Origin of the sequence: Pseudomonas sp. R3.Fl (assembly GCF_023516765.1) — a bacterium.
Taxonomy (GTDB): Bacteria; Pseudomonadota; Gammaproteobacteria; order Pseudomonadales; family Pseudomonadaceae; genus Pseudomonas; species Pseudomonas citronellolis.
Genome location: NZ_JAMGSO010000001.1, coordinates 56,048 through 80,607, shown reverse-complemented (window position 1 = coordinate 80,607; position 24,560 = coordinate 56,048). Strand labels below are relative to the sequence as shown.

Below are 24,560 nucleotides of genomic sequence, written 5' to 3'. Positions count from 1 at the left end.
CAGCCGACCAGGCGCCTGCGCGCTGGCGTAGGCGCCGTTCCCTCTCACCACGCGGGCAGGGCATTCGCATCGGTACCGAGTCAGCTACCCCATGAGCCGACACCAACGCCGTTTCCCCGTGTGGGAAGCGGCGTTTTTCCTTGTCCGATCGCTATCGATCCGTCGTCTTTGCCAGACACATGGCGCAAATGATGGCTATTCGCCTTATTTTTGGCTTCAGGGGTAAATCCGCCGAGCGTGGCTACGTTCTATCGGCGAGCACTTGCCCGCGCCCTCCCAGGGCGCGGGCGGCACGTCCTGCCGTGTCCGGGGGATCCGCTTGCACAGGCACGCGGGGTGGTCACGGATCAAAGGGGGGCGAAGGTGCGACCTACCTTCGGCTACAACGACAAGCAGAGAATGCAAATGCCAGCAGTCAATCAATTGAAACCCTTGTTCAGGGCCCTGATCACCGCCAGGGCCGTCGGTGCCCGCGGGCACGTCGCAGGCCTAGGTATGGCCTGCCTGGTACCGCTGTCGGCGCAGGTGTGGGCCGCCGACATCAACTTCGACATCTCCGCGCAGCCACTGCGCCAGGCGCTGCAGCAGTTCGGCGAGCAGAGCAACACCCAGGTGATCTACAACGCCGTCGACCTGGAAGGCCTGCGCAGCGGCACGGTCAAGGGCCGTATGGGCGTCGACGAGGCACTGTCGCGGCTGCTGGGGGGGCACAGCAGCATCAGCTACCACTTCCAGGGCGACATGCTGATCCTCACCCGCCCCGGCGCCGACAGACTGGACCTGGGCGCCACCACCATCCGTTCCAGTACGCTCAACGCCACCACCGAGGGCAGCAACTCCTATACCTCTGGCGCGGTGTCCCTGGGCAAGGGCGTGCAGCGCCTGAAGGACATCCCGCAGTCGGTGACGGTGGTGACCCGCAAGCAGATGGATGACCAGAACACCGAAACCATCTCCGACCTGGTCAACCGCACCCCCGGCCTGACCGCCACCAAGTCGCCCGGCTCGGGCCTGTTCATCTTTTCCCGCGGCTTCAGCATCGACACCATCCAGTACGATGGCGTGCCTATCCCGCGCAACACCTATTCCCTGGGCAGCTACCTGACCGAGGACCTGAGTTTCTACGACCGCGCCGAAGTGCTGCGCGGCCCGGCGGCGTTGCTGCAGGGCGGCGACAGCCCGGGCGGGGCGCTGAACCTCGTGCGCAAGCGCGGCCAGCAGAAGGCCACCGTCAGCCTGACCGGCAAGGCCGGCTCCTGGGACCGCTACGGCATGCAGCTGGACGCCGGCGGTCCGCTGAACGAGAGCGGCACCCTGCGTGGCCGTACCGTGGTCAGCTACAACGACAGCGACTCGTTCATCGACTATGTGCGCGGCTGGAACCAGACCGTTTACGGCGCCGTCGACTACGATTTCACCCCGGACTTCACCGTCGGGGTGGGTGTGGCCAACCAGAAGGGCCATTCGCGTCCGCCGATGCTCGGCCTGCCGCGCTACGCCGATGGTGGGAACCCCGACTGGTCGCGCTCCACCTACGTCGGCGCCGATTGGAACCGTTCGGACAACGACCAGACCAGCGTCTTCCTCGACGCCACCTACCGGCTCAACGACGACTGGCGCATCAAGGGTTCCAGCGTGTACATGAGCGAGCACAACGGCGCTACCTACCAGGCGCTGTGGGACGCGCTGCCCACCGATGGCTCCACCGACAACACCTACATCGACTGGAGCACCGACTTCACTACTCACAGCAAGGGCCTGGATCTGTATCTGGACGGCCAGTTCACCGGCTTGGGCTTCGAGCAGACCTTTCTTCTGGGCGCCAACTACTCGCGGATCAAGACCGATGACCGCTGGGCACGTGCCCCCACTTTCGGCGCCGACTCCTCCAACGTCGACCACCACCGGCCGATGCCGGACATCTATGACCTCGCCAGCCGCGGCTTGGGCCGTCTGACTGACTACGACGTGGAGCAGAAGGGCTTCTATAGCCGCTGGTCGATCAACCTGACCGACCCGCTGAAGCTGATCCTTGGCGCACGCACCAGCTGGTACGACTACACCTACGGCGCCGAAACCTTCGCCCACACCGGGCGCAGCGAATCCACCACCACCAGTACCGGCAAGGTCTCGCCCTATGCCGGCCTGGTCTACGAGCTGGACCCGCAGTGGTCGGTCTACGCCAGCTACACCGACGTGTTCCAGCCGCAGACCAGTCGCACCGCCTCCGGCTCCATCGTTGAGCCGATCACCGGTACCAACTATGAGCTGGGCCTGAAAGGCGAACTGCTCGATGGCGCGGTCAACACTTCGGTGGCGCTGTTCCGCTACGATCAGGAAAATCGCGCGGTGCTCGACCTCAGCGGACCGATGGACTGTGACGGTTGGTACTGCTCCAAGCCCTCGGGCAAGGTGCGCAGCCAGGGCCTGGAAGCGCAGATCAGCGGCGAGGTGCTGACCGGACTGCAGCTGATGGCCGGCTACGTCTACAACACCACCAAGTACCTCAAGGACAACGACTACAAGGACAAGGTGTTCAGTACCTGGACGCCCAAGCACCAGCTCAAGCTGTGGGGCGACTACACCCTGCCGGGTGACTGGAACCGCGTGTCCCTGGGCCTGGGCACCACCGCGGTCAGCGGCACCACCTCGTACGACCACAAGTTCGACCTGCCCGGCTACGCCATCTGGGATGCGCGGGTTGCGTACAAGCTGAGCGACGAGATCACGGTGGCAGCGAACATGAACAACCTGTTCGACAAGAAATACTACGTGCCCGCGTACAACACCATCGACTACAACAACTACTACGGCGACCCGCGCAACGTGATGTTCAGCGTGAAATACACGCCGGAACTCTGAGCCGCACCGCCAACCCGCCCTTCCCCGGGCAAGCCCCCGCAGAGACCGGATGATGCCGGCCCTCGCGGGGGCTTTTTCATGGGCGCTGGCAGCACCGCCCCGAAAGCCTCGCTCATCCAGCTCAGCAGGCGCGGGCTTGCTCGCGAGGCTGCCTCCTGGTGGCTGCTTGGTCCGGAAACCTTTCGGGAGAGGGCATGGAGGCCGCTGTAACCGCGAGGCTCGGGGAGGCTCTCTTGACCTGTGAAGCCCGCGGCCATCCGTCCCTGCCACCTTGCTCGCCCGGCAGGGACGAGTGGTTCGCGAAGCGGATTGCCCCGCGTCGGACTCCAGCCCCTTTCCTGTGGCGGGAGAGGAGGGGGCTGGGCGTCAACCGCGCACGAGCTGCAGGGTAATCACCCTCGCCGCGCAAGGCAGGTGTTATTGGCGGAGCAGCGCCTCGCGCACCGACTCCACCAGCTCGGCGTGGAACACCATGCTGGCATGGGGCAGCGGCGAGTGGACCGACAGGGCCAGGCGGCCCTCGTGGTTGCAGCCTCCGATCAGGCCCTCGAGGAAGGATATCTCCTGCGCCGACTTGTGGTCGGTGGACCACCAGCAACTGGGCCGGACCGCCAGGCGCGGCAGGTGGAAGTCCTCGAAGCTGGCCACCAACTGGTCGTGGATGTCGTAGGCGTTGGAGGCCATGATCTCTTCCTTGATGCCCTCCAGGGCCGCTGCCAGGTCGTCCTCCCCGGTGCCGCTGGTTAGCCCGGCGGCCCATTGGTGGAAGGCCTTCATCTCGGCCGCGGGGTGCTCGCGGAGGAATTGCCGGGTGCGCTCGGCCAGGTGCGGGTAGAGCAGGCCGAAGAACTCCGCGGCGCGCTCCAGTTCGCTCTGCTGGCCGGGGCGGATCTCGCCGTCGTCGCCGGGGTTGCGCCGCACCAGGTCGCGCGGGTAGTCGCGGGCGTGGACGCTGCCGTCGATCAGACCGAGGAAGGCCACATGCTCGCCCTGGGCTTCCAGGCGCGCGGCGATGTCCATGGCGATGGGCCCGCCGAGGGACCAGCCGAGCAGGTGATAGGGCCCCTGCGGCTGCGCTTCGCGGATCCGCCGGCAATAGTCTTCGACCATCTCCGCCCAGCTCTGGCGCTGGCCGTCGCTGCCGGCGTAGCCCTGGTACATCAGACCGCGCACCCGCACCTCGTCCTTAAGACGCCGGGCCAGCGGCTGGTAGCAGAACACCACGCCGCCGCTGGGGTGCAGGCAGAACAACTGAGGCGCCGAGGCCGGCGCGGCGTTCAGCGACACCAGGCACTGGCCCTTGCCGGCCTCGCGGTTGGCGATGAAAGCGCACAGCTGCGCCACGCTGGGGTTGGCCAGCAGCTCGGCCAGCGCCACCTTGATCGATAACTGGCGCTTGAGGCTGGCCAGCAGTTGCAGGGCGAGGATGGAGTGGCCGCCCAGCTCGAAGAAATTGTCTTCCACGCTGATGCGCTCCAGCCCAAGTGTCTGCGCCCAAAGGCCGGCAACCTCGCGCTCGAGGGTCGAGCGCGGCACCACTTGGCTGCGTTCCAGCTCGTCGTTGCCGGGCGCCGGCAGGGCCTTGCGGTCGATCTTGCCGTTGGGCGAGAGAGGGAAACGTTCCAGCACGCAGAGGAAAGCCGGCTGCATGTACGCCGGCAGGCGCTCGCGCAGGTGTTCGCGCAGCTGCGCCTTGAGCGTGTCGGCGTCGTGCTCCGGCTCGGCCACCACGTAGGCGGCCAGTTGCGCGCCGCTGGCTGCCTGGTTGGCGACCACCAGTGCCGCGCGCAGGCGCGGGTCCTCCTGCAGGCAGGCCTCGATCTCGCCCAGCTCGACGCGGAAGCCACGGATCTTCACCTGGTGGTCGATGCGTCCGACGTACTCGAGCACGCCGCAGGTGTCCTGGGAGGCCAGGTCGCCGCTGCGGTACATGCGCCCACCGTGCTTGGAGAAGGGGTCGGGGAGGAAGCGTTCGGCGGTCAGCGCCGGGCGCTTGCAGTAACCGCGCGCCAGCAGGTCGCCGGCGATCATCAGCTCACCCACCACGCCCGGCGCGGCGGCCTGGCCGGCGTTGTCCAGCACGTACAGCGCGCGCGCCGGCAGGGCGCGGCCGATGGGAATGCGCGGCGCCTCGCCGCCGGCCAGCTCGGTGCAGTCGAACAGGGTGGCGCTGACGGTGGCCTCGGTTGGGCCATAGGTGTTGAGCAGGGTGACGTGGCCCAGGCCGGCCTTGCGCCAGGCCTGTAGCGACTCGGCCGGCATCGCCTCTCCGCCGACGTTGACCCGGCGCAGGCGCCCATAGTCACGCGGGCCGCCGCTGGAGAAGTCGTTGACCAGCAGGTTCCAGTAGGCGGTGGTGAGATCGACGATGCTGATGCGCTTGTCCAGCAGTTCGGCGTGGAAGCGCTCGCTGTCCCACAGTTCGTTGCCGCGCAGCACCACGCAGGCGCCGCAGGTGAGCGCCGGGTAGAGCTGCTCGACGAAGGCATCGAAGTTGAAGGTGGCGAACTGCAGCACGCGATCCTCGGCGGTCACGTCGAGGAACTCGCGGGCCACCTGGGCGTGCCGCGCCAGCGATTGCTGGTCGATGGCCACGCCCTTGGGCCGGCCGGTGGAGCCGGAGGTGAACATCAGGTAGGCGAGGTTGGCCGGCAGCACCCGGCACGGAGGGTCGTGCTCGGCGAGGGCGTCGGAGAGTTCCTCGTCCACCAGCACCACCGCCAGCGTCTCCGGCAGCGGCAAGCGCGGTAGCAGGTGGCGTTGGCTGAGAATGAGCTTCAGGTCGCTGTCCTCAATCATCCAGCCCAGGCGTTCGGCGGGGTATTCCGGGTCCAGCGGTACGTAGGCGCCGCCAGCCTTGAGCACCGCCAGCAGGCCGACGATCATTTCCGCCGAGCGCTCCACGGCGATGCCCACCGTCACCTCGGGGCCGACCCCGCAGGTTATCAGGCGGTGCGCCAGGCGGTTGGCCTGACGGTTCAGCTCGGCGTAGTCGAGCCGCTGCGTGCCGCAGATCAGCGCCGGAGCGTTCGGCGTGCGCCGCGCCTGGCGTTCGAACAGGCGCTGCACGCAGTCGTCATAGGGGTGCTGATCCTGGTTGCGCGCCGCGGCTAGCAGGGTGCGCTGCCAGTTCGCCGCGGACAGGAAGTGCAGTTCGCCGCAAGGCGCCAGCGGCCGTTCGGCAATGCTCTGCAGCAGGTTGCCCCAGTGCTCGGCCAGGCGCTCGATGCGTCCGGCGCAGAATAGTTCGCGGCGGTATTCGAACACAGCTTCCAGGCCGTCGTCGGCGTAGTCGACGTCCAGCGACAGGTCGAACTTGGCCTCGTCGGCACTGGTGCCCAGCAGCTCCACCTCCAGTTCGCCCAGGTACAGGTGGTCGCGCCCGGGGCGCGCCACGCGCCAGTCGAACAGCACCGGGTGGGCGTTGACCAGTTTCAGCTGGCGGTCGTCAAGGGCCAGTTCCAGCGGGCATTCCGCGTGCTCCAGGCAGGCCATGGACTCCGCGCGCAGGCGCTGCAGGAAGTCGCGCACCGGCATACATGGATCGACGCGCGCGCGGTACACCTGGGTGCTGACGAAGTAGCCGACCAGTTCCTGCAGCTCCTCGCGGCCGCGGGTGGCGCCGGGCACGCCGATGCAGAAGTCTTGCTGGCCACAGTGCCGTGACAGCAGCAGTTGCCAGGCGCCGAGGGCGAGCACGAAGGGCGGCAGGCCCTGTTCTTGGCAGAAGCGCCTGAACCCCTGCAGCTGCGCCGCCGACAGGCGCAGGGCGACGCGGCCGGCGGCGGCGCCGCGGGCGCGGGCACGGGGGAAATCGGTGGGCAGGTCGAGGTTGCTCTCCAGGCCCTGCAGATAGGCGCGCCAGTACTCCTGGCTGGCGCGGCAGGTGGGGCTGGCCGGGTAGTCCTGGCGCTGCCAGGCGGCGTAGTCGGCGTACTGAATCTCCGGCCGGCGTAGCGCCTGCGGCTGCCCGGCGCTGGCCTGGGTATAGGCCTGGATCAGGTCAGCGACGATGATCTCGTTGGACCAGCCGTCGGAGAGGATGTGATGCATGTTCAGCAACAGCACGTGCTCGGTCGCGTCCAGGCGCAGCAGACGGCTACGGATCGGAGGCGCCGCGGCCAGGTCAAAGGGAGTGTTGGCGTCCTTGCCGATGCGCTCGGCGAGCGCGCCCGCGCGCCAGTCGGCCGGCAGCGCGGTGAGGTCCTCCAGCGGCAGCGCCAGGCGGAACTCGGGGCACAGGCACTGGACCGGCTCGCCGTCTTCCTCGCTGTAGCGGCTGCGCAGCACGTCGTGACGTTGCAGCAGGGCGTTCAGCGCGCGCTCCAGTGCCTCGCGGTCGAGCGGGCCGCGCAGGCGCAGGGCCCGCGGCAGGTTGTAGGCCGGGCTGTCCGGGTCGAGTTGCTGTTGCATCCAGATACGCCGTTGGGCGAAGGTCAGCGGCGCCTGGGCAAGGCCACGGCGGGCGATGCGCTGCGTGTCGTCGGCGTCCTCGTGCAGCAGCAGGGCCAGCAGGTCGTCGTCGAGGTCGAGGGTGTCGTTCATCGGGGGCTCGCTATCGCAGGCAGGTCATTCGGTGGTCGCGGCGACGCGCTGGCTGGCCACGCGGCCATATTCCATGCGCACCAACTGGTCGGCGACATCGAAGTAACGGTCGTCGTGAGAGATGACAATGATGGTCTTGCCCAGCGCCTTCAGTTCCGGCAACAGCTCGGTGTAGAAGATTCGGCGGAACATCGGGTCCTGGTCCGCGGCCCATTCGTCGAACACCAGCACCGGGCGTTCCTCCAGCCAGGCGTTGAGCAGAGCCAGGCGCTTGCGTTGGCCGGTGGACAGGTCGGTGGTGCTGAAAGCGCCGTCGCGGATGCTCACCTTGTGTGCGATCTCCAGGCGCTCCAGGTAGCGCCCGGCGGCCTGCGCAGCCTGGGGGTCGGCCTGCAGCAGCTCGTCGAACAGGTAGTAGTCGGCGAAGATGGTGCTGAACAGCTGGCGGTAGTCATCGCGCTCGTGCGCCTCCACCGACCGGCCGTTGAGCACGATCTCGCCGTGCTGCGGCGCGTACAGGCCCAGCAGTAGCTTGATCAGGGTGGTCTTGCCGCCGCCGTTCTCGCCGACGATGAAGACGATGTCGCCCTCGCGAATCGACAGGTTCACCGGGCCCAGGGTGAACGGCGGCTGGCTGTCCACCGGCGGGAAGCCGTAGTACACGTCACGCAGCTCCAGGCTGTGTACCGCCTGCGGGCGCTGTTCGGCGTCGTTGAGCAGCAGGTGCGGCTCGGGCGAGGAGAACTGCTCGGCCAGGTCAGCGATGCGACGGAAGGCGATGTTCGCCCGGCTGATTACCGGCAGCGTGGCCACCAGGTACTCCAGCGGCCCCTTCATGTACAGCAGCACCAGCACGAAGCCGCTGAGCACCCCTGGTTCGGCCAGCGGCCAGAGGCTCTGCACGGCGAGCACCAGGCCGATAACCACGAAGAACAGCGTCGAGCCCAGCGCCTTGGCGACCACGAAGGTATTGATGGCGCGGATGTGGGTGTTGCAGATGTGGTCGGCGGTGTGCTCGATGCGCTGGCGGAACATGCGCTGGCGGCGCAGGCGGTGGATGCGCAGTTCCTTGGCGCCGCCGACGATGGCGTTATAGTGCCGCTGCAGTTCGTCCTCGGCATTGCGCGCGGTCTCGAAGCCTTCGATGCCGCGGGTCCGGGCCACGTACTGGATGGCCGTGCCCAGTGCGGTGGCCAGCACCGTCAGGGCGAACATCGGCAGCGACAGCCAGGCCAGGTAGCCCAGGCAGCCAAGGGTGACGGTGAAGGCGATCGCCAGCGGGGCGAAGCAGAAGGCGAAGTTGCTGGCCGTGTCGACGTCATGGGTGAGGATCGGGATCAGGCGGTGGCTGCGGAACCGCTCGATCTGCTCGATGGGCGCCAGCAGCACCTTCTCGCCGAGGGTCTTGCGCAGGCTGGCGATGACGTGCTGGCCGACATAGTTGGTGCCGATGTCCGAGGCGATGGAACTGCCCAGGGCCAGCAGGCACAGCGCGGCGAAGCCGGCCAGCATTCCCTGGCTGAGCCCGCCGCTGGCGTGCAGGGCATCGTTGATCAGCGCCAGCAGCAGGGTGATGGCCAGGCCGCCGAGCATGCCCAGGACGATGGCGGCGGTCATGAGGACGCGGAAGGGCCGCAGGCGGACGAGTAGTTCACGCAGGGCGCCGGGCTTGGGCTGGGTCATAGGGGTTCCCATTTCCTCGCTGTTTCGGTGGGACGGCGGTTCAGATTTCGCGGGCGACGCGGAAACCGATCCAGTCGCCGCGTACGTCCTTGTAGGCATTGTTGCGGTTGCCCGAGCGGGAGAAGATCGGCGCCTCGCCCCAGTCGTTGCCGCGGATCTGCACCAGCTTGCAGTCGCTGTCGATCCAGGCGCTGCCGTCGCTGGGCGCGCCGTCGTAGTTGTCGTGCCAGCAGTCGGCGACCCATTCGTAGACGTTGCCGTGCATGTCGTACACGCCGAAGGCGTTGGGCGGGAAGCTGCCCGCCGGCGAGGTGAAGTTGTAGCCGTCCGAGGCGCCGTAGGTGTTGGCGTGCTTGGCGATGCTGTAGTCCTTGCCTTCGTCGAAGGGGAACGGGAAGGGCCCGGCGCTGCCGGCGCGGGCGGCATATTCGCGTTCGGCTTCGCTGATCATCCGGTAATGCTGGCCGGTCTTCTTCGACAGCCAGGCCGCGTAGCGCTTCACGTCCTCGTAGTCGACGCACACCGCCGGCTGGCGCGGGCCCTGCTGGTAGCGCGGCTTGCCGGCGATGCATTCGCGGCCGGGGCGGGTGTCGCCGTCGGCCAGGCGCACGCCTGTGGCCTTCAGGTAGGCGTCCAGCTCGGCGGCGGTGACCTGGTAGCGGCTGATGGCGAAGGGCTGGGCGAAGGTCACGGTGTGCAGCGGGCCTTCGTCCGGCTGGCGGCCCACCTCGTCGTCCGGGGTGCCCATGGTGAAGCTGCCGGCGGGCAGCACCACCATCTCGGGGCAGTCCTTGCAGTCCTTGAACACGGCGCCCGGCTTGTGCGCCTCGGCGGCGAAAGCGGTGGGGGCGGCCAGGAGCAGGGTGGCCAGGGCCAGGGGCGGTAATGCGTGCATGGCGGTTCTCGTGAAGTGGGAAGCGGGTCAGGCGAGCTGCGGGGCGAGGATGTCCATCACCCGGTCGATCTGCGCCTCGTCGTTGAGCAGGCTGGGCGCCAGGCGTACCACCGGGCCGACGTCGCGGTCCACGGCGTCGCTGATCACCTTGTGCGCCATCAGGTGCCGGGCCACGGCGTCGCAGTCGCGGCCGTCGACGCGGAAGAAGGTGAAGCCGGAGGAGAGTTCCGGACTGGTCGGCGTGACCAGGCGCACTTTCGTGTGCTCGGCCAGGCGCTGCTTGAGGTAGCCGTTGAGCTGGTGGATGCGCGCCTGGACGTCGGCCTTGCCCAGCTGCAGGTGCAGCTCGAAGGCCTTGCCCAATGCCAGGCGGTGTTCGAAGGCGTGGTAGCCGCCGGGGGTCATCAGGGTGCCGAAGTTGTCGGCGCGGGTGAAGGTGGGGATGCTCGGCACCAGGTGGTCCTGCAACTGCTCCTCGCGGGCGATGATGATGCCGGTGCCACGCGGGCCGAACAGCCACTTGTGGGTGCCGGCGATGAAGTAGTCGCAGCCGAAGTCGGCGAAGTTCGCGTCCTCCACGCCGAAGCCGTGCACGCCGTCGACCACGTAGATGATCCGCTCGGCGGCATCGCGGTTGCGGTTGGCCTCGGCCACCAGTTGGCCGATTTCGCGCACCGGCAGCTTCACGCCGCTGCCCGACTGCACCCAGGTCATGCCCAGCACCCGCGTCTCGGGGCGGATGTTGCGGCGGATGCTGGCGAGGATTTCGTCGGCCGAGGCCCGGTGCGGGTCCTTGAACAGGGGAATCTTGCGCACCTGGGTGCCCATGCGCTTGTGGCGGTATTCCAGGGTGGTGTAGGTGGAATAGTGCTCGTGGACGCTGGTGAGGATTTCCTTGCCCGGCGCCACCAGCAGGCCGCCGTAGATGGCGGCGAGGCCGTCGGTGGTGCTGCCGGTGAGGGCCACCTGCGCCGGCTTGACGCCGAAGTAGCGGCCGGCCCAGGCGCGCGTCTCGTCCTCGTATTTCCAGACTTCCTCGCGGTCCCAGTCCACCGCCTCGCCGGGGTTGGTGTTGAAGCGCGCGCGTAGCGCATCTATGGCCTGCTGCACCGGGCGCGGGTGCGAGGTCAGCAGGAAGTTGGCGAAGTGCAGGTAGTCCGGGGCAAGGTCGAATTGCCGGCGCAAGGCCTGCCACTTGTCCTCGCCGGCCGGCGCGGTGGCGGCCAGGACCAGGTCGGAAGTCTGCAGCAGGGGCAGGCTGGCGGCGAGCAGCCCGGCCTGCTTGAGGAAGGTACGGCGGTCGTTCATGGAATGTCCTTGGCGCGGTTCAACGAGTGGCGACGGGAGGCTTGGCGCGCTTCTGCACCTCGCCCCATGCGCGCAGGAAGTTGCCGCCCCAGAGCTTGGCGATGTCGGCATCGGAGTAACCGCGGGTGATCAGCTCGGCGGTGACGTTGCGGATTTCGCTCTCGTCCTTCCAGCCGTCCAGGCCGCCGCCGTCGTTGAAGTCGGAGCTGATGCCGACGTGGTCGATGCCGACCTTCTTCACCGTGTAGTCGATGGCGTTGACGAAGTCCGCCAGGCCGGCCTTGGGTTCTTCTTCGAGGATGCCGTAGAGGCTGCTGGCGTATTCGCCGAACTTCTTCTCCGGCCAGATGGCGATCACCGGGTCGCCGGGCATCAGGGCGAAATCCAGGCCGGCCAGCGGCGGCAGGTCGAAGCGCGCGCGCAGGGCGTCGAGCTTCTCCAGGGTGGGCTTGCTCAGCGGGCGCAGATAGGCCGGGAAGCCGACCACCTGGATGACCCCGCCGCTGTCCTTGATCAGTTGCATCTCGTGGTCGCTGAGGTTGCGGCGGATGTCCACCAGGGCGCGCGGCGCCGAATGCGAGGCGACGATGGGCGCGCGGCTGAGGGCGGCGACCTGCTCCAGGGCCTTGGTCGACATCTGCGAGACGTCGATGATCACCCCCAGGTCGTTGAGCCGTTGCACCGCCTGCTTGCCCAGGGGCGAGAGGCCGCCGAGGGCGTCGACGGAATCGTTGAAGAAGGGCAGGGGGCGGGAGGAGTCGGACCAGCTGTTGTTGCCCACGTAGTTGAAGCCGAACATGCGCATGCCGCGGGCCGCCCACAGGTCCAGCTGGGACAGGTCGTCACCCAGCGGGTAGGCGTTGAGCATGCTCATGACGATGGCGAACTTGCCTTCCATGGCCAGGCGGCGGAAATCCTCCGGCGTGTAGGCGATGCCCACCCGCTCGGGGAAGTCGCGGACCATGCCGGTGAGAATCCTGTAGCGGATTTCCTGCTGGTGCCGCGCCTCGTCGACGAAGCCCGGCGTGGGCTTGTGCGGGGCGTCGGGGCCGCTCCACATCTCCGGCCAGCCGAAGATCGCCAGGGCCGCGCCGGACAGGCGGCCGCGCCCGGCCTTGACCAGGTCCAGCTGCGAGGGGCCGTCGCGGTCGGCCTCGTGGCCTTCGGTGCCGAAGTCCAGGGGTATGGTCACCCGGCTGTCGAAGGACAGGATGCGCTCGTGCAGCGCCTCGGCGTGGGCCATCACCTCGCGCGGGTAGGGTTGGGCGCGGACCAGCAGCAGCCAGGCCGCGGCGCCCGCCACGAGGGCCAGTACGAGCAGGGGCAGGGTGAGCCAGAGGATCTTTTTCGTGCGGGTGCTAGTCATTGCCGTCCCAGTCAGCGTTGGAGTCGGATGGCAGCCCGGGGCAGGGCATCGCCTGTGGGGGAGGACGAGGCGTGCGGGCGGAAATTTAGCGCCGGCGCACCGCTAAATTTGCCGCCGGGCCGACCGTTCTAGCCTCGGTACAGCCTGCTTGGCGACGGACACAGGACGGACGATGACGGTTTCTCGACGCGGTTTCATGGCGGCCCTGGCAGTGACGGGGGCGGCGGCGTTGCCGACGGCGGCTTACTTCGGCTACCGCGAACTGCAACGCCGCGAGCTGGACGCGCGGGAGCCGGAGACGCCCGGCGAAGCCAGCCTGGAAACCAGCGCCGGCGCCGAGCTGCGCCTGGCCGACCGCCTGCGCGGCATCTGGGACCTACGCCTGCTCGATGCCGGGCAGGGGCTGCCGGGCCTGCCCGCCGAAGGCCTGCAGTTGATCCTCGACTGCGGCCCCCGCGGGCGCGGGCTGATCGGCTGGCTGGATACCCCGGAGCGCCTGCGCGGCACGGAACCGCCGCGCTACCGGGTGCTCGGCGACCTGGTCGGCGCCAGCTCGGCGAACATCCGCTGGCGCCTGCTGGGCGAAGGCAACACGCCCAGTCACGAATGCAGCGCCGTGTTCGACGAGGTGTGGGACAACTTCGCGAATGCCGGCGACGGCACCCTCAGCGGCCGCCTGCAGCGCCTGGACCGCGACCTGGCCCTGCCGCAGCAGGACTGCCGCTTCGTCGCCAGGAAGCAGCCCTTTCCCCTGGCCCGCGAGCGCCTGCCGCTCAACGAGGCGCTGCTGGCCTGGCTGGTGTCGCCGCAGCACCGCCTGTTCCACCAGCTCTGGCACGCCTCGCGGGACAAGTGGCACCACCTCGACGAGGCCCAGCGCAACGCCCTGCGCGGCGTGGGCTGGCAACCCGGGCCGCTGGACGCCGAGCGCGACGCGCGCGGCCGGCACAAGGACCGCAACGCCTCGGGCATCGATTTCCTCTTCATGCACCGCCGCATGCTGGCCAAGGCCCGCTCGCTGCAGGACCTGCCGTCCTGGCAGCGCCTGCCGCCGCCGGCGGTGCCGCTGGAATACGACCGCGCCGGCTTCATCCGCTACTTCGAGAACGCCGACGGCTGCTCGGTGCCGCCGGCCTGGGTGGCGGTGGACGATGACGAATACAGCCAGTGGCTGCACGGCCTGAAGAGCGCCGATGCCTACCACGGCAACTTCCAGGTCTGGGAATCGCAGTACCAGGACCCGGCCTACCTGGCGAAGCTCACCCTGGGCCAGTTCGGCTCGGAGCTGGAGCTGGGCATGCACGACTGGCTGCACATGCGCTGGGCCAGCGTGACGCGCGACCCGTCCAACGGCGCGCCGCTGATGACCGACCGCAACTACGCCGACTTCGCGCCGCGCTGGTTCCTGCGCGAGAACGACTTCCTCGGCGACCCCTTCTCCTCCCATGTGAACCCGGTGTTCTGGTGCTTCCACGGCTGGATCGACGACCGCATCGAGGACTGGTTCCGCGCCCACGAGCGCTTCCACCCGGGCGAAGTGCGCCGCGCCGAGGTGCTGGGCATGCCCTGGTTCGCCCGCGGCCGCTGGGTGGAGATCGACTCTCCCTGGCTGGGCCCGTCCACCCACGGCTGCGGCCTCTCCGACCTGCAGGCGAGCAGCAGCGACGTGACCCTGGACGTGGAGACCATGAAACTGGCGCTGCGCGTCATCCTCACCGAGGACGACGAGCGCAAGGGCTGGCTCAAGCGCGCGCCGCGGCGGCCGTGGTATGCGCGCAACCTGAAGCTGGCGGAGCGCTGAGCGGGGCGGAAAGCGCTGGCGCGCCAGGGTGGCGCGTTTCAGACATCCAACCCCGCTCTCGCTCCAGATCGATCAATCGGGTAGTAGGGCCGTCGGTGCGCAGCCGCTCGCGGACCCGTTCGGGCCATTGGCGGCGATGTCGTAGGTGAACTTCTGGATGGCGAACATGGGAGCAAGAAGAATGCTGCCCACTATGCCTGCAACATCGTTGCACCCAAGATAGTTACGGCCTTTGTTGGCCTTGTAGCTTTCGACGAGCAGTGCCCAAAAGGCGCCTATGGGCTGACGAGTCCGTACTTATCAAATCTCGTATCAACGCATCACTATCATTACCGCTGAGCCAATGCTGTACTCGCCAATATCAAGAAACACCTCGTTCTTACGCCAGATGGTATTAAGCACATCCCTTGGGGGCTGGCCGGTGGGAATGGCCGGTGGCGCCAGGTAGTCCTCGCGGGAGAACAGGCCCTTCTTCTGGCTGCCGGCGGGGGGCAAGGTCACGTCGCAGCCTTCCCTGCCAACTCCGCCTCACGTTGTCGAATGGCTTCGTCCCACTCAGGGGAGCGTTTGGCCCATTGTTCGGATGGCAGGGGTTTGGACCATTCGACTATGGCGGGGTCGGTCAGATCGGGAGGCGGCGCCAGCTTCCAGGTTTGCAGCATGGCTGCCAAGGGGGTCCCGAAGGCGACAATCGTAAATATCAGCCATAGTGCTTTACCGAACTCCTTGGCGAGCAAGTGCTTTTTTATGCCGGCATAGAACATCCAGATACTTCCCCAGATGGCTCCCCGCCCTCCCAATAGTTTTCGTGTGCCTTCCAGGTCATTTTCCAGCGGCACCGCTTCCGGCCCTATTTCCATATAGCTGCGCATGCATTCCCACAAGCGCATCGCCGTTGTGCCGCCACCACAACTGAATCCCATACTGCAATCCCGTTCGCCTTCCTTCGCATTCGGGTCCGGGTTCTTGAAGCCCACCACCAGCATGCCTTGGGTCGTCTTGCCATGGCGCCCCACCGAGTCCATGGCAATGGCCTGCGCCACCACGGTTTCCCAGGGCACTATCCAGTAACTACCGTCTTTCTGCGGTACACAGACTTCGCGGCGTTGGCGGTTGAAGCGGGTGGGAGGAGGGACAGGTTGCGTCAAGCTATAAAGCACGAAAGACGAGGGAATCCCAACGATAATCAAGCCACCGATCGTCATGCCGAGGGAGAAACCAGGCAGTGTTTCTCTAAATGCCAGTGCCCCCCAGAGAAAGAGTAAGAACATCGGCCAGGCCATCATCACGAACGAGCCAATGCTGTACTGGCCAATATCGAGAAAAACTTCGTTCTTACGCCAGATGGTATTAAGCACATCCCTTGGGGGCTGGCCGGTGGGAATGGCCGGAGGTGCCAGGTAGTCCTCGCGGGAGAACAGGCCCTTCTTCTGGCTGCCGGCGGGTGGCAAGGTCACGTCGCAGCCTTCCCTGCTAACTCCGCCTCACATTGTCGAATGGCTTCGTCCCACTCAGGGGAGCGTTTGGCCCATTGTTCGGATGGCAGGGGTTTGGACCATTCGACTATGGCGGGGTCGGTCAGGTCGGGAGGGGGGATCAGCTTTCGCTCTTGTAGATAAAAACCTAGCGGAGCGCCTAGAAAGAAGGTGAAGAAAACATCCTTGAGCGCGGACTTGACGTTTCCCTTCAATAGGGAACGAATGGCATCGCCCATGATGCTCAAGAACCAACCCAGTAGACTTCTACCGGTTTTCTCTCCTTCGAAATGGCATTTAGGCACCGCCTCGGGACCGATCTCCATATAACTGCGAATACACTCCCACAGACACATCGCCGTAGTACCGCCACCGCAACTGAACCCCATGCTGCAGTCCCGTTCGCCTTCCTTCGCATTCGGGTCCGGGTTCTTGAAGCCCACCACCAGCATGCCTTGGGTGGTCTTGCCATGGCGTCCCACCGAGTCCATGGCAATGGCCTGCGCCACTACGGTTTCCCAAGGCACTATCCAGTAACTGCCGTCTTTCTGCGGTACGCAGACTTCGCGGCGTTGGCGGTTGAAGCGGGTGGGAGGCGGAGGAGATTGGGCTAATACACAGATCAATAAGAAGATGGGAAATACGCATAGACAGAAGATTGCGAACCCAAGAGCAACTTGTAAATCTAGCGAGTCGTTAAAAGAAGGCAGTGGAACGAAGAAAAAGCCAATTAGTACAATCGGCCAAGCCATCATTACCGCTGAGCCAATGCTGTACTCGCCAATATCAAGAAACACCTCATTCTTGCGCCAGATGGTATTAAGCACATCCCTTGGGGGCTGGCCGGTGGGAATGGCCGGTGGCGCCAGGTAGTCCTCGCGGGAGAACAGGCCCTTCTTCTGGCTGCCGGCGGGGGGAAGTGTCATCGAGTTTCCTTGGGATGCAGGTGGCTCTCACCAGTCAGGCGGTAGGTTTGCGCACGGTCCAGTTCCGGGGTGGGTTCGCCGGGACGCAATGTGACAGGTGCATTTTCCGCCGTCAGAACATAGGCCACGCCCTGTCTTCCGCCGATGGTCGTGATGCCGGCCAGATCCACCAGTGGGTTGCGGTAGCGCAGGCGTAGCGAGAGACGCACCTGGGCCTGGCGGAAGGCGCCGCTCAGGCGCAGGCCCTGGCCTTGGTCCGCCGGTATCCAGGTGCATTGGCTGCGCTCCAGCCAGAGATCGCCAATATCCAGGTTGGGCTGGTCGTTACTGCGGAGCATGCGGAAGTGGTCGGGTATGGGACTGCCAATCAGGCCCAACTCCAGTTCGACACTGGACGGCTCGGCACCCGGCAAGTCGATGGTCAGGCGCTGGATGGCTTCCAGGCTGACGGTGTCGCCCAGGGAGCCGGGCACCCGCTGGGACTTGCTGTCCACGCTGACGCGTGGCTGGTAAAGCAGTATCAGCAACTGGTCGAACTCCCGTTGCTGCTGCTCGGCGGGAATGGGATCGGTATTGCCGGCGCGAGCCTTGGACCAGCAGCAGTTGGCCAGGTACTGCTGCAGCGGTGTGGATTGCCGCCACCAGGCGTACAGGTACACACCTCCCAGCGCGAGCAGTAGTAGATTGATCGGCCCCATGCCCAGGCGGAAGCGGCGGATGGCTGTGGGGGTATCGATCCGGTTGAGCAGGCGCATGCTGGTCAATCCCAGGCCTAGGGCAGCCTGGGTGCCAAAAGCGGCGATCTGGCCTGTTACTGCCAAACGACGGATTTCCACCCAAGGATCAATTTTGCTTTGAGCGGTTTCGAATTGCTCCTGCATAGCTATGAACTCTGCGAGAGCAGCAGTGAATGACAGTCCCCCCACAAATCCACCAAACAGCGTCAGGGCTGGTGCAATGAAGGAAGAATTACCGAAAGGCGCAGCCCTGATTTCCCCGATGCCCTTCCCTACGATCACCCAATTCTGCACTACCGCCACCAATGCCGCTCCCGCATAGAGCGTGGCCGAAATGGTCTCGGCCCGCCGCCGGGTATCCATCCGCTCCAGGGCATGGGCCTGCGCCAGGTAGCTCTCGGCATTGAGCGCGTTGACCAGCAGCGCCGCCAGCGGCAGCAAGCCGCCGCTATTCTGCACCGCGGGGCTTTGCAGGATGCCGGCGGCGCGGCCCTGGCCGATGGCCTGGGCGGTGTTGTTGACCCACTGGCCGAGCTGTTGCGCCTGCTGGCCGAGCAGGCGCCAGGTGGCCACGCCGTTGTTCAGGGTGCGGACCAGCGGGGCGCCGGCGCTCAGGCGGGTGACCAGCAGGGTGCCCAGCCACTGCCCCGGCAGGACGCCCTTCTGCTGCAGCGCCAGCAGCACGGCGCCCAGGCGGGCCACGGTGAGGCTCCAGTAGCCGTCGATGTCGCTGGCCAGGCGCTGCAGCGCCTGCACGGTCGCGGCGCCGAGCAGGTGGGTCAGGGCCTCGTGGGTGGCGCTCAGGTTGTCCTGGGCGAGCGCCGCCTGCAGTTCGCCCAGGCGCGCGGTGTTGTTCACCGCCGCTTCCAGCGATGGGCTCCAGCCCAGGAACAGCAAGCGGAAGACGCCGCCGTCCTTGGCGCGCAGGAAGTCGCCGAACTGCTCGACGCCCTGGCGGCGATGGCACTGGGCGCTGAGGCAGGCGTCGGCCAGTTCGTCCAGCCAGCACTGGTGCTGCGGGTTGTCGTGCTCGACGAACCAACTGCCCAGGTCGTGGCGCGGCAGGAAGGCCTGGCGGTCGGCATAGAGGCTGGCATGGCGGGCCTCGACCTGGCGGAAATGCGCCGGGGCCTGCTCGTCCAGCCAGCGATCCATGCGTTCCAGGTCGATGTATTCGGCGACCTTGGCGCTGGCCCGGCCGCCGGCGAGCTGGCTGGCCTTGTCCTGGCGGTAGTCGCGCACGATGTCCTGTACCTGCTGCTGCAACTCGGCGGGGATGAAGGCGCGCAGCGGCGCCAGGCGTTGTTCGCGACGGTGGGCGATATCCGCGATGCGCTCGTCGGCGGCGGCGTGACCGATGCGCTGGCGCTCGTGGACGTTGACCTGGGTCTCTTCGTCCAGCAGGGCCTTGAGGGGCGCCTGGGCGGCGAGCAATTGCTCGCCCTGCTCGGGGGTGAGCTGGATGTCGTGTTCGCGGTAACGGTAATTGAGCAGGCTGGCCAGCTCGCCACCGTCCTCGCGGACCAGGCTGCGGATGAAGCCGCCGACGTTCTGGCGCAGGTTGTTGTCGGCCATCCAGGCTTCGTGGCGGGCTTCCAGCTGTTCCTGCTCGTGGTTGAGGTCGCGCAGTACGCCCAGGTCGTCGTCGAGCACGGCGAGCACCGCATGCAGTTCCCCGGCCTCGCTGCGTGCGCTGTCCAGCCACGCCGAGGTGGCGGGCACTTCCCACACCTGGGCGCTCCAGGCGCCCGGCGCGTCCTCCTGCTCGGCCTGGGGGTGGCGCATGGCGGCTTGCGAGCGGGCGTTGTACCACTCCATGGCGTGGATATAGGCGCGCACGTTCTCTTGGGTGGGGGCGGCGTTCATCCGCTCGGCCAGTTCCCGGGTCCGTCGTTTGTCCGCCTCGCGGTTCTGCGCATGCTCCTTGGCCAGAACGCGTTCGCGGACCTCCGGCATCAGTTCGGCCAGCAGCGTTTCACTTGCGTCGAGCGGGGGGCAGTGCGGTGCCTGCAGGCGCAGGGCGACCTCGCCCAGGGCGACGTGGCGCATGCGCCGCTGGCGAATGCCGGCCTCCGCCAGTTGGGCGCAGGCGTCTGCGCCGAGGGGGATTTCGCTGTACAGGAGCCAGGCATCGCGGCGCTTGTCCAGGGCGAAGCCGGCCTGGCTGCCGTGCAGCAGGACGCTCTCGTCGGCCGTCAGCGGTTGTAACCGCAGCAACCCGTCGGCGGCCACGGCATAGCGTTGCAGCGGCCCCTGCGCATGCCAGAGGTAGAGGAAGCCACCGCGCAGGCGGCGCAGGGCCATGGGGTGGCTGCTGGCGCGCACGGCCGGTTGCAGGCTGGCGTGGCGGGCGGGGTGCTCGGCCAGGGCGTAGCGCGCCGGGACGACGTACAGCTCGTTCTGGCGCGCCGGGCAACTGGCTATCGGGTTGCGGGCGTCGTCATGGCTCATGCCGTGCAGGCGGTTGGGGTTGCTGATCATGAAGCGCTCCTTGCTTGCAGGACGATGGCGTAGGCGAGGTCCGCGGCAGCCTCCAGGCGCCGGGATGGCGTTTGGCTGGACGTCGTGTCGAGCAGTGCGGCTATCTCCGGGTAGTCCTGCAGCGCTTGCTCGCCCAGCAGACCGAAGAGGTTGGCATAGCGGGCAATGTCGACTTCGCTATATAGGCCTCTGGCGTGGGCCTGCTCGGCCAACCCGCGCAAATGGGCGCAGCGCGCCGACCTGTCGCAGTCCGCGGCGTAGTGCGGGAAGGCCTGCCGCAGGTGCGCATCCAGTTGTTCCACGACACGTTGCCAGCGCACTTCGCCCAGGCGTTCCAGTTCTTCGTCGTCAAGTCGGTACGGGCCGTCCTGTCGAGCCGGCACAGGCCCCGCGGGGCGACGGTGACATAGCCAGGAGCGGGTTTCGCCATCGAAGGCGAGGATGGTTTCGAATGGGCCGAACAGGCAGGCATCGCCATTGGCCACGGCCCGCCCCAGCAGCGCATTGGCTACCGCCGGATCGGCCAGGCGCAGGAGCATTTCCTCGCCCTGGGGATGGCGTACGTTGAGCAGCCAGCGCAGATGGGCGAGCCGTTCATGCCAGGGGGCCTGGCCGAACAGCAGGTAGCCCCAATCCCCCTGGCCCTGAGCCAGAAAGGCGTCGAGCAACGCATCGTCCGGCCCGTTCAGCTGGACGAGGCAGGGGGAGATATCGACCAGCTCGTCCCATCGCGTCTGGGTGTAGAGGAGCTGGAAGGTCGTGGTCCCGCTCCATTGCCGCAGCCATTGGGGGAGCTCTGCGAGGCTGGCGCCATCCAGCAGCAGGCTGGCCCCTTCGGCCCATGGCAGGCCGACTGGCAGCGGCGGCAGGTAGCGAACCTCGGCGTTCATGCTTGCGCTCCCGCCGCCTGGGCGCAGATGGCGCACACCGGCAACTTGCGCAGCAGGGCCTGGCGCTGCGCGGCGATCAGCAAGGCTCCGGGCTTGTCCTGGTCCGCCTGTTGCAACGGCCCGGGCAGCAGGGGCGCGGCCGGCGTGCCGACACCGGGACTGCCGCCGCTGTTGAGCATCACCTCGGCACCGCTGAGGGTGACGCCGCCGGGGTCGAGCTTGACGAAGCTGCCGCCGGCCTTGAGCGTCAGTTCCTGGCCCGCGTCGATCGTCACCTTCTCGCCGGCGTAGTAGTGGATTTCGTTGCCGGCCTCGATGAACTGGCCACTGCCGAGCTTCAGGTGCTGGTCGTTGCCCACCGTCAGGTGGTCGTCGGCGCGCACCTCGACCTTGCGGTCGCCATGGGTGGTGCGGTGTTCCTCGGCCTTGAACTCGCTGTAGGCGTTGGCTTCCACCGTGTCGTGGCGTTTGTGGCCGACGCGGATCTTCTGGTCGCGCTCGATGTTCTCGTCCCAGTCGCGCTGGGCATGCAGGTAGATCTGCTCCTGGCCCTTGCGGTCCTCGATGCGCAGTTCGTTGTAGCCACCGCCGCCGGGGCTGGAGAGCGTCTTGAACAGGCTGCGGGTCTTGTTCGCCGGCAGCTCGTAGGCCGGCAGGTGCTCGGCGTGGTACAGGCAGCCGCTGATCAGCGGCTGGTCCGGGTCGCCTTCGAGGAAGGTCACCAGCACTTCCATGCCGATGCGCGGAATGGCGATGGCGCCGTACTGCTTGCCGGCCCAGTTGGAGGCCACGCGCAGCCAGCAACTGGTCTTGTCGTCGGCCGCACCGATGCGGTCCCAGTGGAACTGCACCTTGACCCTGCCGTAGCGGTCACAATGGATTTCCTCGCCCTTCGGCCCCGTCACCACGGCGGTCTGGCTGCCCAGCACGCGCGGCTTGGGATGCGCCAGCGGCGGGCGGTAGGGCACGTCCCAGGGCGTGGCGAGGAAACGGTTGCGGTAGCCTTGGTGGAAGTCGTCCTTGCCGTCGCGGGCGTCGCTGGTGACCGACTCTTCCAGCACCTGCGGCTGCTTGCCTTCGTGCAACACTTCGGTGAGCAACCAGAGGTCGTTCCACTCATCGCGCGGGTGCTCGCGCAGGGGCAGGAAATGGCCGCTGCGCAGGCTCGGCTGGTCGCTGCGGCCCTCGGCCTGGCGGTAGTCGGCGCGGTGCCTTTCCAGGCTGCGCTGGCTCAGCAGTTTGCCGCGCTCGCGCTCGGTGAAGCGGCCGGGGTAATCGTAGTCCTCGAGGTCCGGACGACTGTCGCTGCGGGCCATGCTTTCCAGTTGCAGCCTGGGCTTCTCGATGTCGTAGTCGCGGCGGCTGACGCGGGCGGTACGGGTTTCCAGGCGCTGGCCAAAGCGCTTGATCACCGGCAGGTCGGCAACCAGGCCGGAGTCCTGCTGGTAGGCCACCGGGGCCAGCTTGGGGAAGGCCGTCTGGTCGTCGCCGAACACCAGCAGGTGCCCGTCGGGGCCGTGCTCGAAGTGGTAGTGGAGGCCTTCCTCTTCGCACAGGCGCTGGACGAAGTGCAGGTCGCTCTCGTCGTACTGGGTGCAGTAGTCGCGCGGCGGGTAGACGGTGGGGCCGAGCTGGAAGCGCTGGGCATCGGCGAGGATGCCGTGTTCCTCCAGCACCTGGGTGATGATCTGCGGCACCGTCAGCTGCTGGAAAATGCGCTGGTTATGCCGATGCGCGAGGTAGGCCAAACGTGGCACCAGGCTCACTTGGTAGCGGGTCAGGCGCTGGCCGGATTCGCCCTGGGCCACCCGGTGCAACTGGCCATGGATGCCGTGGCCCTGCCCCAGGTCCAGGTAGGCGCCCTTGTGCAGCAGGCTTTCCAGGTCCAGGTCGGGACGTTCGCTGACCAGCTCGATGTCGAAGCGGTAGGGCTGGTTCAGGGCTTCGCGGCCATGGAATTCGAGCACCTGCAGGTCGCCGTCGAGGCCGTCGATATTCAGGCTGAAATGGGGCTGGTTGGCGGGGGAGAACATGGCTGGCTTCCTTTCCAAGGGAAGCCGCTATCACAGCAGGTCCGCACTAGGCAGGCCTGTAGGGGGTATCCGTCAACGGAGGATGAATCGGCTGAAGAAGGCAGGAGTGCCAGTGCCTGGGTGTGAAGAGCGCGGCGTCAGGGTCGTCGGGCGAGGCTGCCGCTCTCTTCCCAGCCGCCCCCCAGGGCCTTGAACAACCCCACCGCCGCCTGCAGGCGCGCCAGGCGCAGCTGCACCGCAGCGTCCTGCGCCTGGTAGAGGGTGCGCTGGGTGTCCAGCACCGTGAGCAGGGTTTCCGCGCCGGCCTGGTAGCGGCTGTCGGAGAGTTCGAAGGCGCGCTGCGCCTGTTCCAGTTCCTGCTGCTGCCAGTGCAGCTGGCGGTCGATGCCGTCGATGCCGTTCAGCGAGCGCTCGGTGTCGGCGAAGGCGCCGAGGATGGCCTTGCGGTAGTTTTCCAGCAACTCGCGCTGCAGCGCCAGGCGGCGGTCGCGCTCGGCGCCCAGGCGGCCGTGGTTGAAGATGGGCGCGAGCAGGTTGGCGCCCAGGTCGTAGTAGGAGGTGCGCAGCAGGTCGGAGGCGTGGTTGGCGCCGGAGGACAGGTTGGCCGTCAGCGTCAGGCTGGGCAGCATGGCGGCGCGGGCCACCTGCACGTCGGCCTGGGCCGCCGCCAGTTGCGCTTCGGCGCGGGCGATGTCCGGGCGGCGGGCGAGCAGTTCGCTGGGCAGGCCGGCGCCGACCTGCGGCCACTGCACGCTGTCGAACGGCTGGCCGCCCAGTTTCAGGGCCGGCAGCGGTTCGCCGATCAGGGTGGCCAGGGTGACCTGGGCATCTCGTTCCTGCTGCAGCAACAGCGGCAACTGGCGCTGTTGGGCGGCCACCAGACCGCTCTGCTGGGCCACCTCCAGCTCGGTGGCGGAGCCGGCCTCGCGGCGGCTGCGCACCAGGCCCAGGACCTGCTCGGCGTTCTCCAGGTTGAGCCGGGCGATGCGCTGCTGTTCGCGCAGCGCGAGCACCTGCAGGTAGGCGTCGGCTACCCCGGCCACCAATGTCAGTTCCACGGTGGCGCGGTCGTATTCGCTGGCCTTGAGGCTTTGCAGCGCGCTGCGGTAGGCGGCGCGGCGGCCGCCCCAGAAGTCCACTTCGTAGCTGGCGCTGAGGCCGGCGCTGAAGGTGTCCACCGCCTCATTGTCCTCGCTGGCGTCGATGCCGCTGTAGCCAGTGCCGTGCAGCAGCTTCTCGCGGGTGACGCCCAGTTGCGCGTTGACCTCCGGCAGCAGCGGCGCGCCGGCGATCACCGCGCTGGCGCGGGCCTGGTCGACGCGGGCGATGGCCGCCGCCAGGTCCTGGCTGTTGTCCAGGGCACGCTGGATCAGGCCGTCCAGCTCGCCGGCGCCGAAGCGCGTCCACCAGCGCTGCAGCTCGCCGCGGCGGGTGTCGCCGGCGCCATACTGCCAGGCGGGTGGGGTGACGATGCCGCTGTCGAGGGGGGCCGGGGCGCCGGCGCAGGCGCCCAGCAGCAGGCAGGCGGGCAGTAGGCTCAGGGCTTTCATTCGGGTGT

Annotated in this window: 13 protein-coding genes and 1 pseudogene; 2 read left to right on the top strand and 12 right to left on the bottom strand. The window is 67.3% G+C overall.

From position 1 onward, the window contains the following. The first annotated feature begins 405 nt into the window (after positions 1–405). Positions 406–2,862: a TonB-dependent siderophore receptor gene (locus tag M8R19_RS00355; RefSeq protein WP_249916674.1), complete on the top strand. Its 2,457-nt coding sequence runs from the start codon at positions 406–408 to the stop codon at positions 2,860–2,862. 417 nt (positions 2,863–3,279) lie between these two features. Here the strand turns inward: M8R19_RS00355 and M8R19_RS00350 are convergent, their stop codons facing one another. From M8R19_RS00350 to pvdM, 5 genes are read right to left on the bottom strand one after another with little or no spacing between them, the layout of a single operon-like run. After that, the gene (locus M8R19_RS00350) at positions 3,280–7,407 is read right to left on the bottom strand and encodes a non-ribosomal peptide synthetase (protein WP_249916673.1); all 4,128 of its coding nucleotides are present in this window, start codon (positions 7,405–7,407) and stop codon (positions 3,280–3,282) included. A gap of 24 nt (positions 7,408–7,431) precedes the next feature. Then, a complete protein-coding gene (locus M8R19_RS00345) occupies positions 7,432–9,090 on the bottom strand; it encodes a cyclic peptide export ABC transporter (protein ID WP_249916672.1) in 1,659 nt (552 codons plus the stop codon). Between the two features lie 40 nt (positions 9,091–9,130). Next, positions 9,131–9,985, bottom strand: a complete 855-nt coding sequence (pvdO, locus tag M8R19_RS00340) for a dihydropyoverdine dehydrogenase (protein ID WP_249916671.1) — start codon at positions 9,983–9,985, stop codon at positions 9,131–9,133. A 27-nt stretch (positions 9,986–10,012) separates the two neighbouring features. Then, entirely contained in the window at positions 10,013–11,293 is a 1,281-nt protein-coding gene (gene pvdN / locus M8R19_RS00335; RefSeq protein WP_249916670.1) for a pyoverdine-tailoring periplasmic protein PvdN, read from the bottom strand. Between the two features lie 19 nt (positions 11,294–11,312). Beyond that, a complete protein-coding gene (pvdM, locus tag M8R19_RS00330) occupies positions 11,313–12,659 on the bottom strand; it encodes a pyoverdine-tailoring dipeptidase-like protein PvdM (RefSeq protein ID WP_249916669.1) in 1,347 nt (448 codons plus the stop codon). A gap of 172 nt (positions 12,660–12,831) precedes the next feature. Between pvdM and pvdP the strand changes: the two genes are divergently transcribed. Next, positions 12,832–14,460 (top strand): pyoverdine maturation tyrosinase PvdP, encoded by a 1,629-nt coding sequence (gene pvdP, locus M8R19_RS00325; protein ID WP_249916668.1) that lies wholly within the window; start codon positions 12,832–12,834, stop codon positions 14,458–14,460. 321 nt (positions 14,461–14,781) lie between these two features. On the opposite strand, the pseudogene M8R19_RS00320 reads toward pvdP, so the two are convergent. The 7 genes and pseudogenes from M8R19_RS00320 to M8R19_RS00290 form a co-directional block, all read right to left on the bottom strand. Beyond that, a pseudogene (locus M8R19_RS00320) lies at positions 14,782–14,961 on the bottom strand (hypothetical protein); the annotation flags it as partial. Next, the gene (locus M8R19_RS00315) at positions 14,958–15,917 is read right to left on the bottom strand and encodes a hypothetical protein (RefSeq protein WP_249916667.1); all 960 of its coding nucleotides are present in this window, start codon (positions 15,915–15,917) and stop codon (positions 14,958–14,960) included. The gene M8R19_RS00315 and the pseudogene M8R19_RS00320, both read right to left, overlap by 4 nt. Beyond that, positions 15,914–16,861 (bottom strand): hypothetical protein, encoded by a 948-nt coding sequence (locus M8R19_RS00310; protein ID WP_249916666.1) that lies wholly within the window; start codon positions 16,859–16,861, stop codon positions 15,914–15,916. The genes M8R19_RS00315 and M8R19_RS00310 overlap by 4 nt, the downstream gene beginning before the upstream one ends. Continuing rightward, a complete protein-coding gene (locus M8R19_RS00305; RefSeq protein WP_249916665.1) occupies positions 16,858–20,079 on the bottom strand; it encodes a toxin VasX in 3,222 nt (1,073 codons plus the stop codon). Before M8R19_RS00305 ends, M8R19_RS00310 begins: the two co-directional genes overlap by 4 nt. Continuing rightward, positions 20,076–20,969, bottom strand: a complete 894-nt coding sequence (locus tag M8R19_RS00300) for a DUF4123 domain-containing protein (RefSeq protein WP_249916664.1) — start codon at positions 20,967–20,969, stop codon at positions 20,076–20,078. Before M8R19_RS00300 ends, M8R19_RS00305 begins: the two co-directional genes overlap by 4 nt. After that, complete coding sequence (locus M8R19_RS00295) at positions 20,966–23,002, bottom strand: type VI secretion system Vgr family protein (protein WP_249916663.1); 2,037 nt, start codon at positions 23,000–23,002, stop codon at positions 20,966–20,968. Before M8R19_RS00295 ends, M8R19_RS00300 begins: the two co-directional genes overlap by 4 nt. 137 nt (positions 23,003–23,139) lie before the next feature. After that, positions 23,140–24,552: an efflux transporter outer membrane subunit gene (locus M8R19_RS00290; RefSeq protein WP_074983731.1), complete on the bottom strand. Its 1,413-nt coding sequence runs from the start codon at positions 24,550–24,552 to the stop codon at positions 23,140–23,142. Positions 24,553–24,560: the final 8 nt, after the last annotated feature.

Coding starts and splice junctions, on each gene's coding strand:
- pvdO (WP_249916671.1), bottom strand. CDS start 9,985: ATGCACGCATTACCGCCCCTGGCCCTGGCCACCCTGCTCCTGGCCGCC.
- M8R19_RS00355 (WP_249916674.1), top strand. CDS start 406: ATGCCAGCAGTCAATCAATTGAAACCCTTGTTCAGGGCCCTGATCACC.
- M8R19_RS00300 (WP_249916664.1), bottom strand. CDS start 20,969: ATGAACGCCGAGGTTCGCTACCTGCCGCCGCTGCCAGTCGGCCTGCCA.
- M8R19_RS00290 (WP_074983731.1), bottom strand. CDS start 24,552: ATGAAAGCCCTGAGCCTACTGCCCGCCTGCCTGCTGCTGGGCGCCTGC.
- M8R19_RS00305 (WP_249916665.1), bottom strand. CDS start 20,079: ATGATCAGCAACCCCAACCGCCTGCACGGCATGAGCCATGACGACGCC.
- M8R19_RS00345 (WP_249916672.1), bottom strand. CDS start 9,090: ATGACCCAGCCCAAGCCCGGCGCCCTGCGTGAACTACTCGTCCGCCTG.
- pvdP (WP_249916668.1), top strand. CDS start 12,832: ATGACGGTTTCTCGACGCGGTTTCATGGCGGCCCTGGCAGTGACGGGG.
- M8R19_RS00310 (WP_249916666.1), bottom strand. CDS start 16,861: ATGACACTTCCCCCCGCCGGCAGCCAGAAGAAGGGCCTGTTCTCCCGC.
- M8R19_RS00350 (WP_249916673.1), bottom strand. CDS start 7,407: ATGAACGACACCCTCGACCTCGACGACGACCTGCTGGCCCTGCTGCTG.
- pvdN (WP_249916670.1), bottom strand. CDS start 11,293: ATGAACGACCGCCGTACCTTCCTCAAGCAGGCCGGGCTGCTCGCCGCC.
- M8R19_RS00295 (WP_249916663.1), bottom strand. CDS start 23,002: ATGTTCTCCCCCGCCAACCAGCCCCATTTCAGCCTGAATATCGACGGC.
- pvdM (WP_249916669.1), bottom strand. CDS start 12,659: ATGACTAGCACCCGCACGAAAAAGATCCTCTGGCTCACCCTGCCCCTG.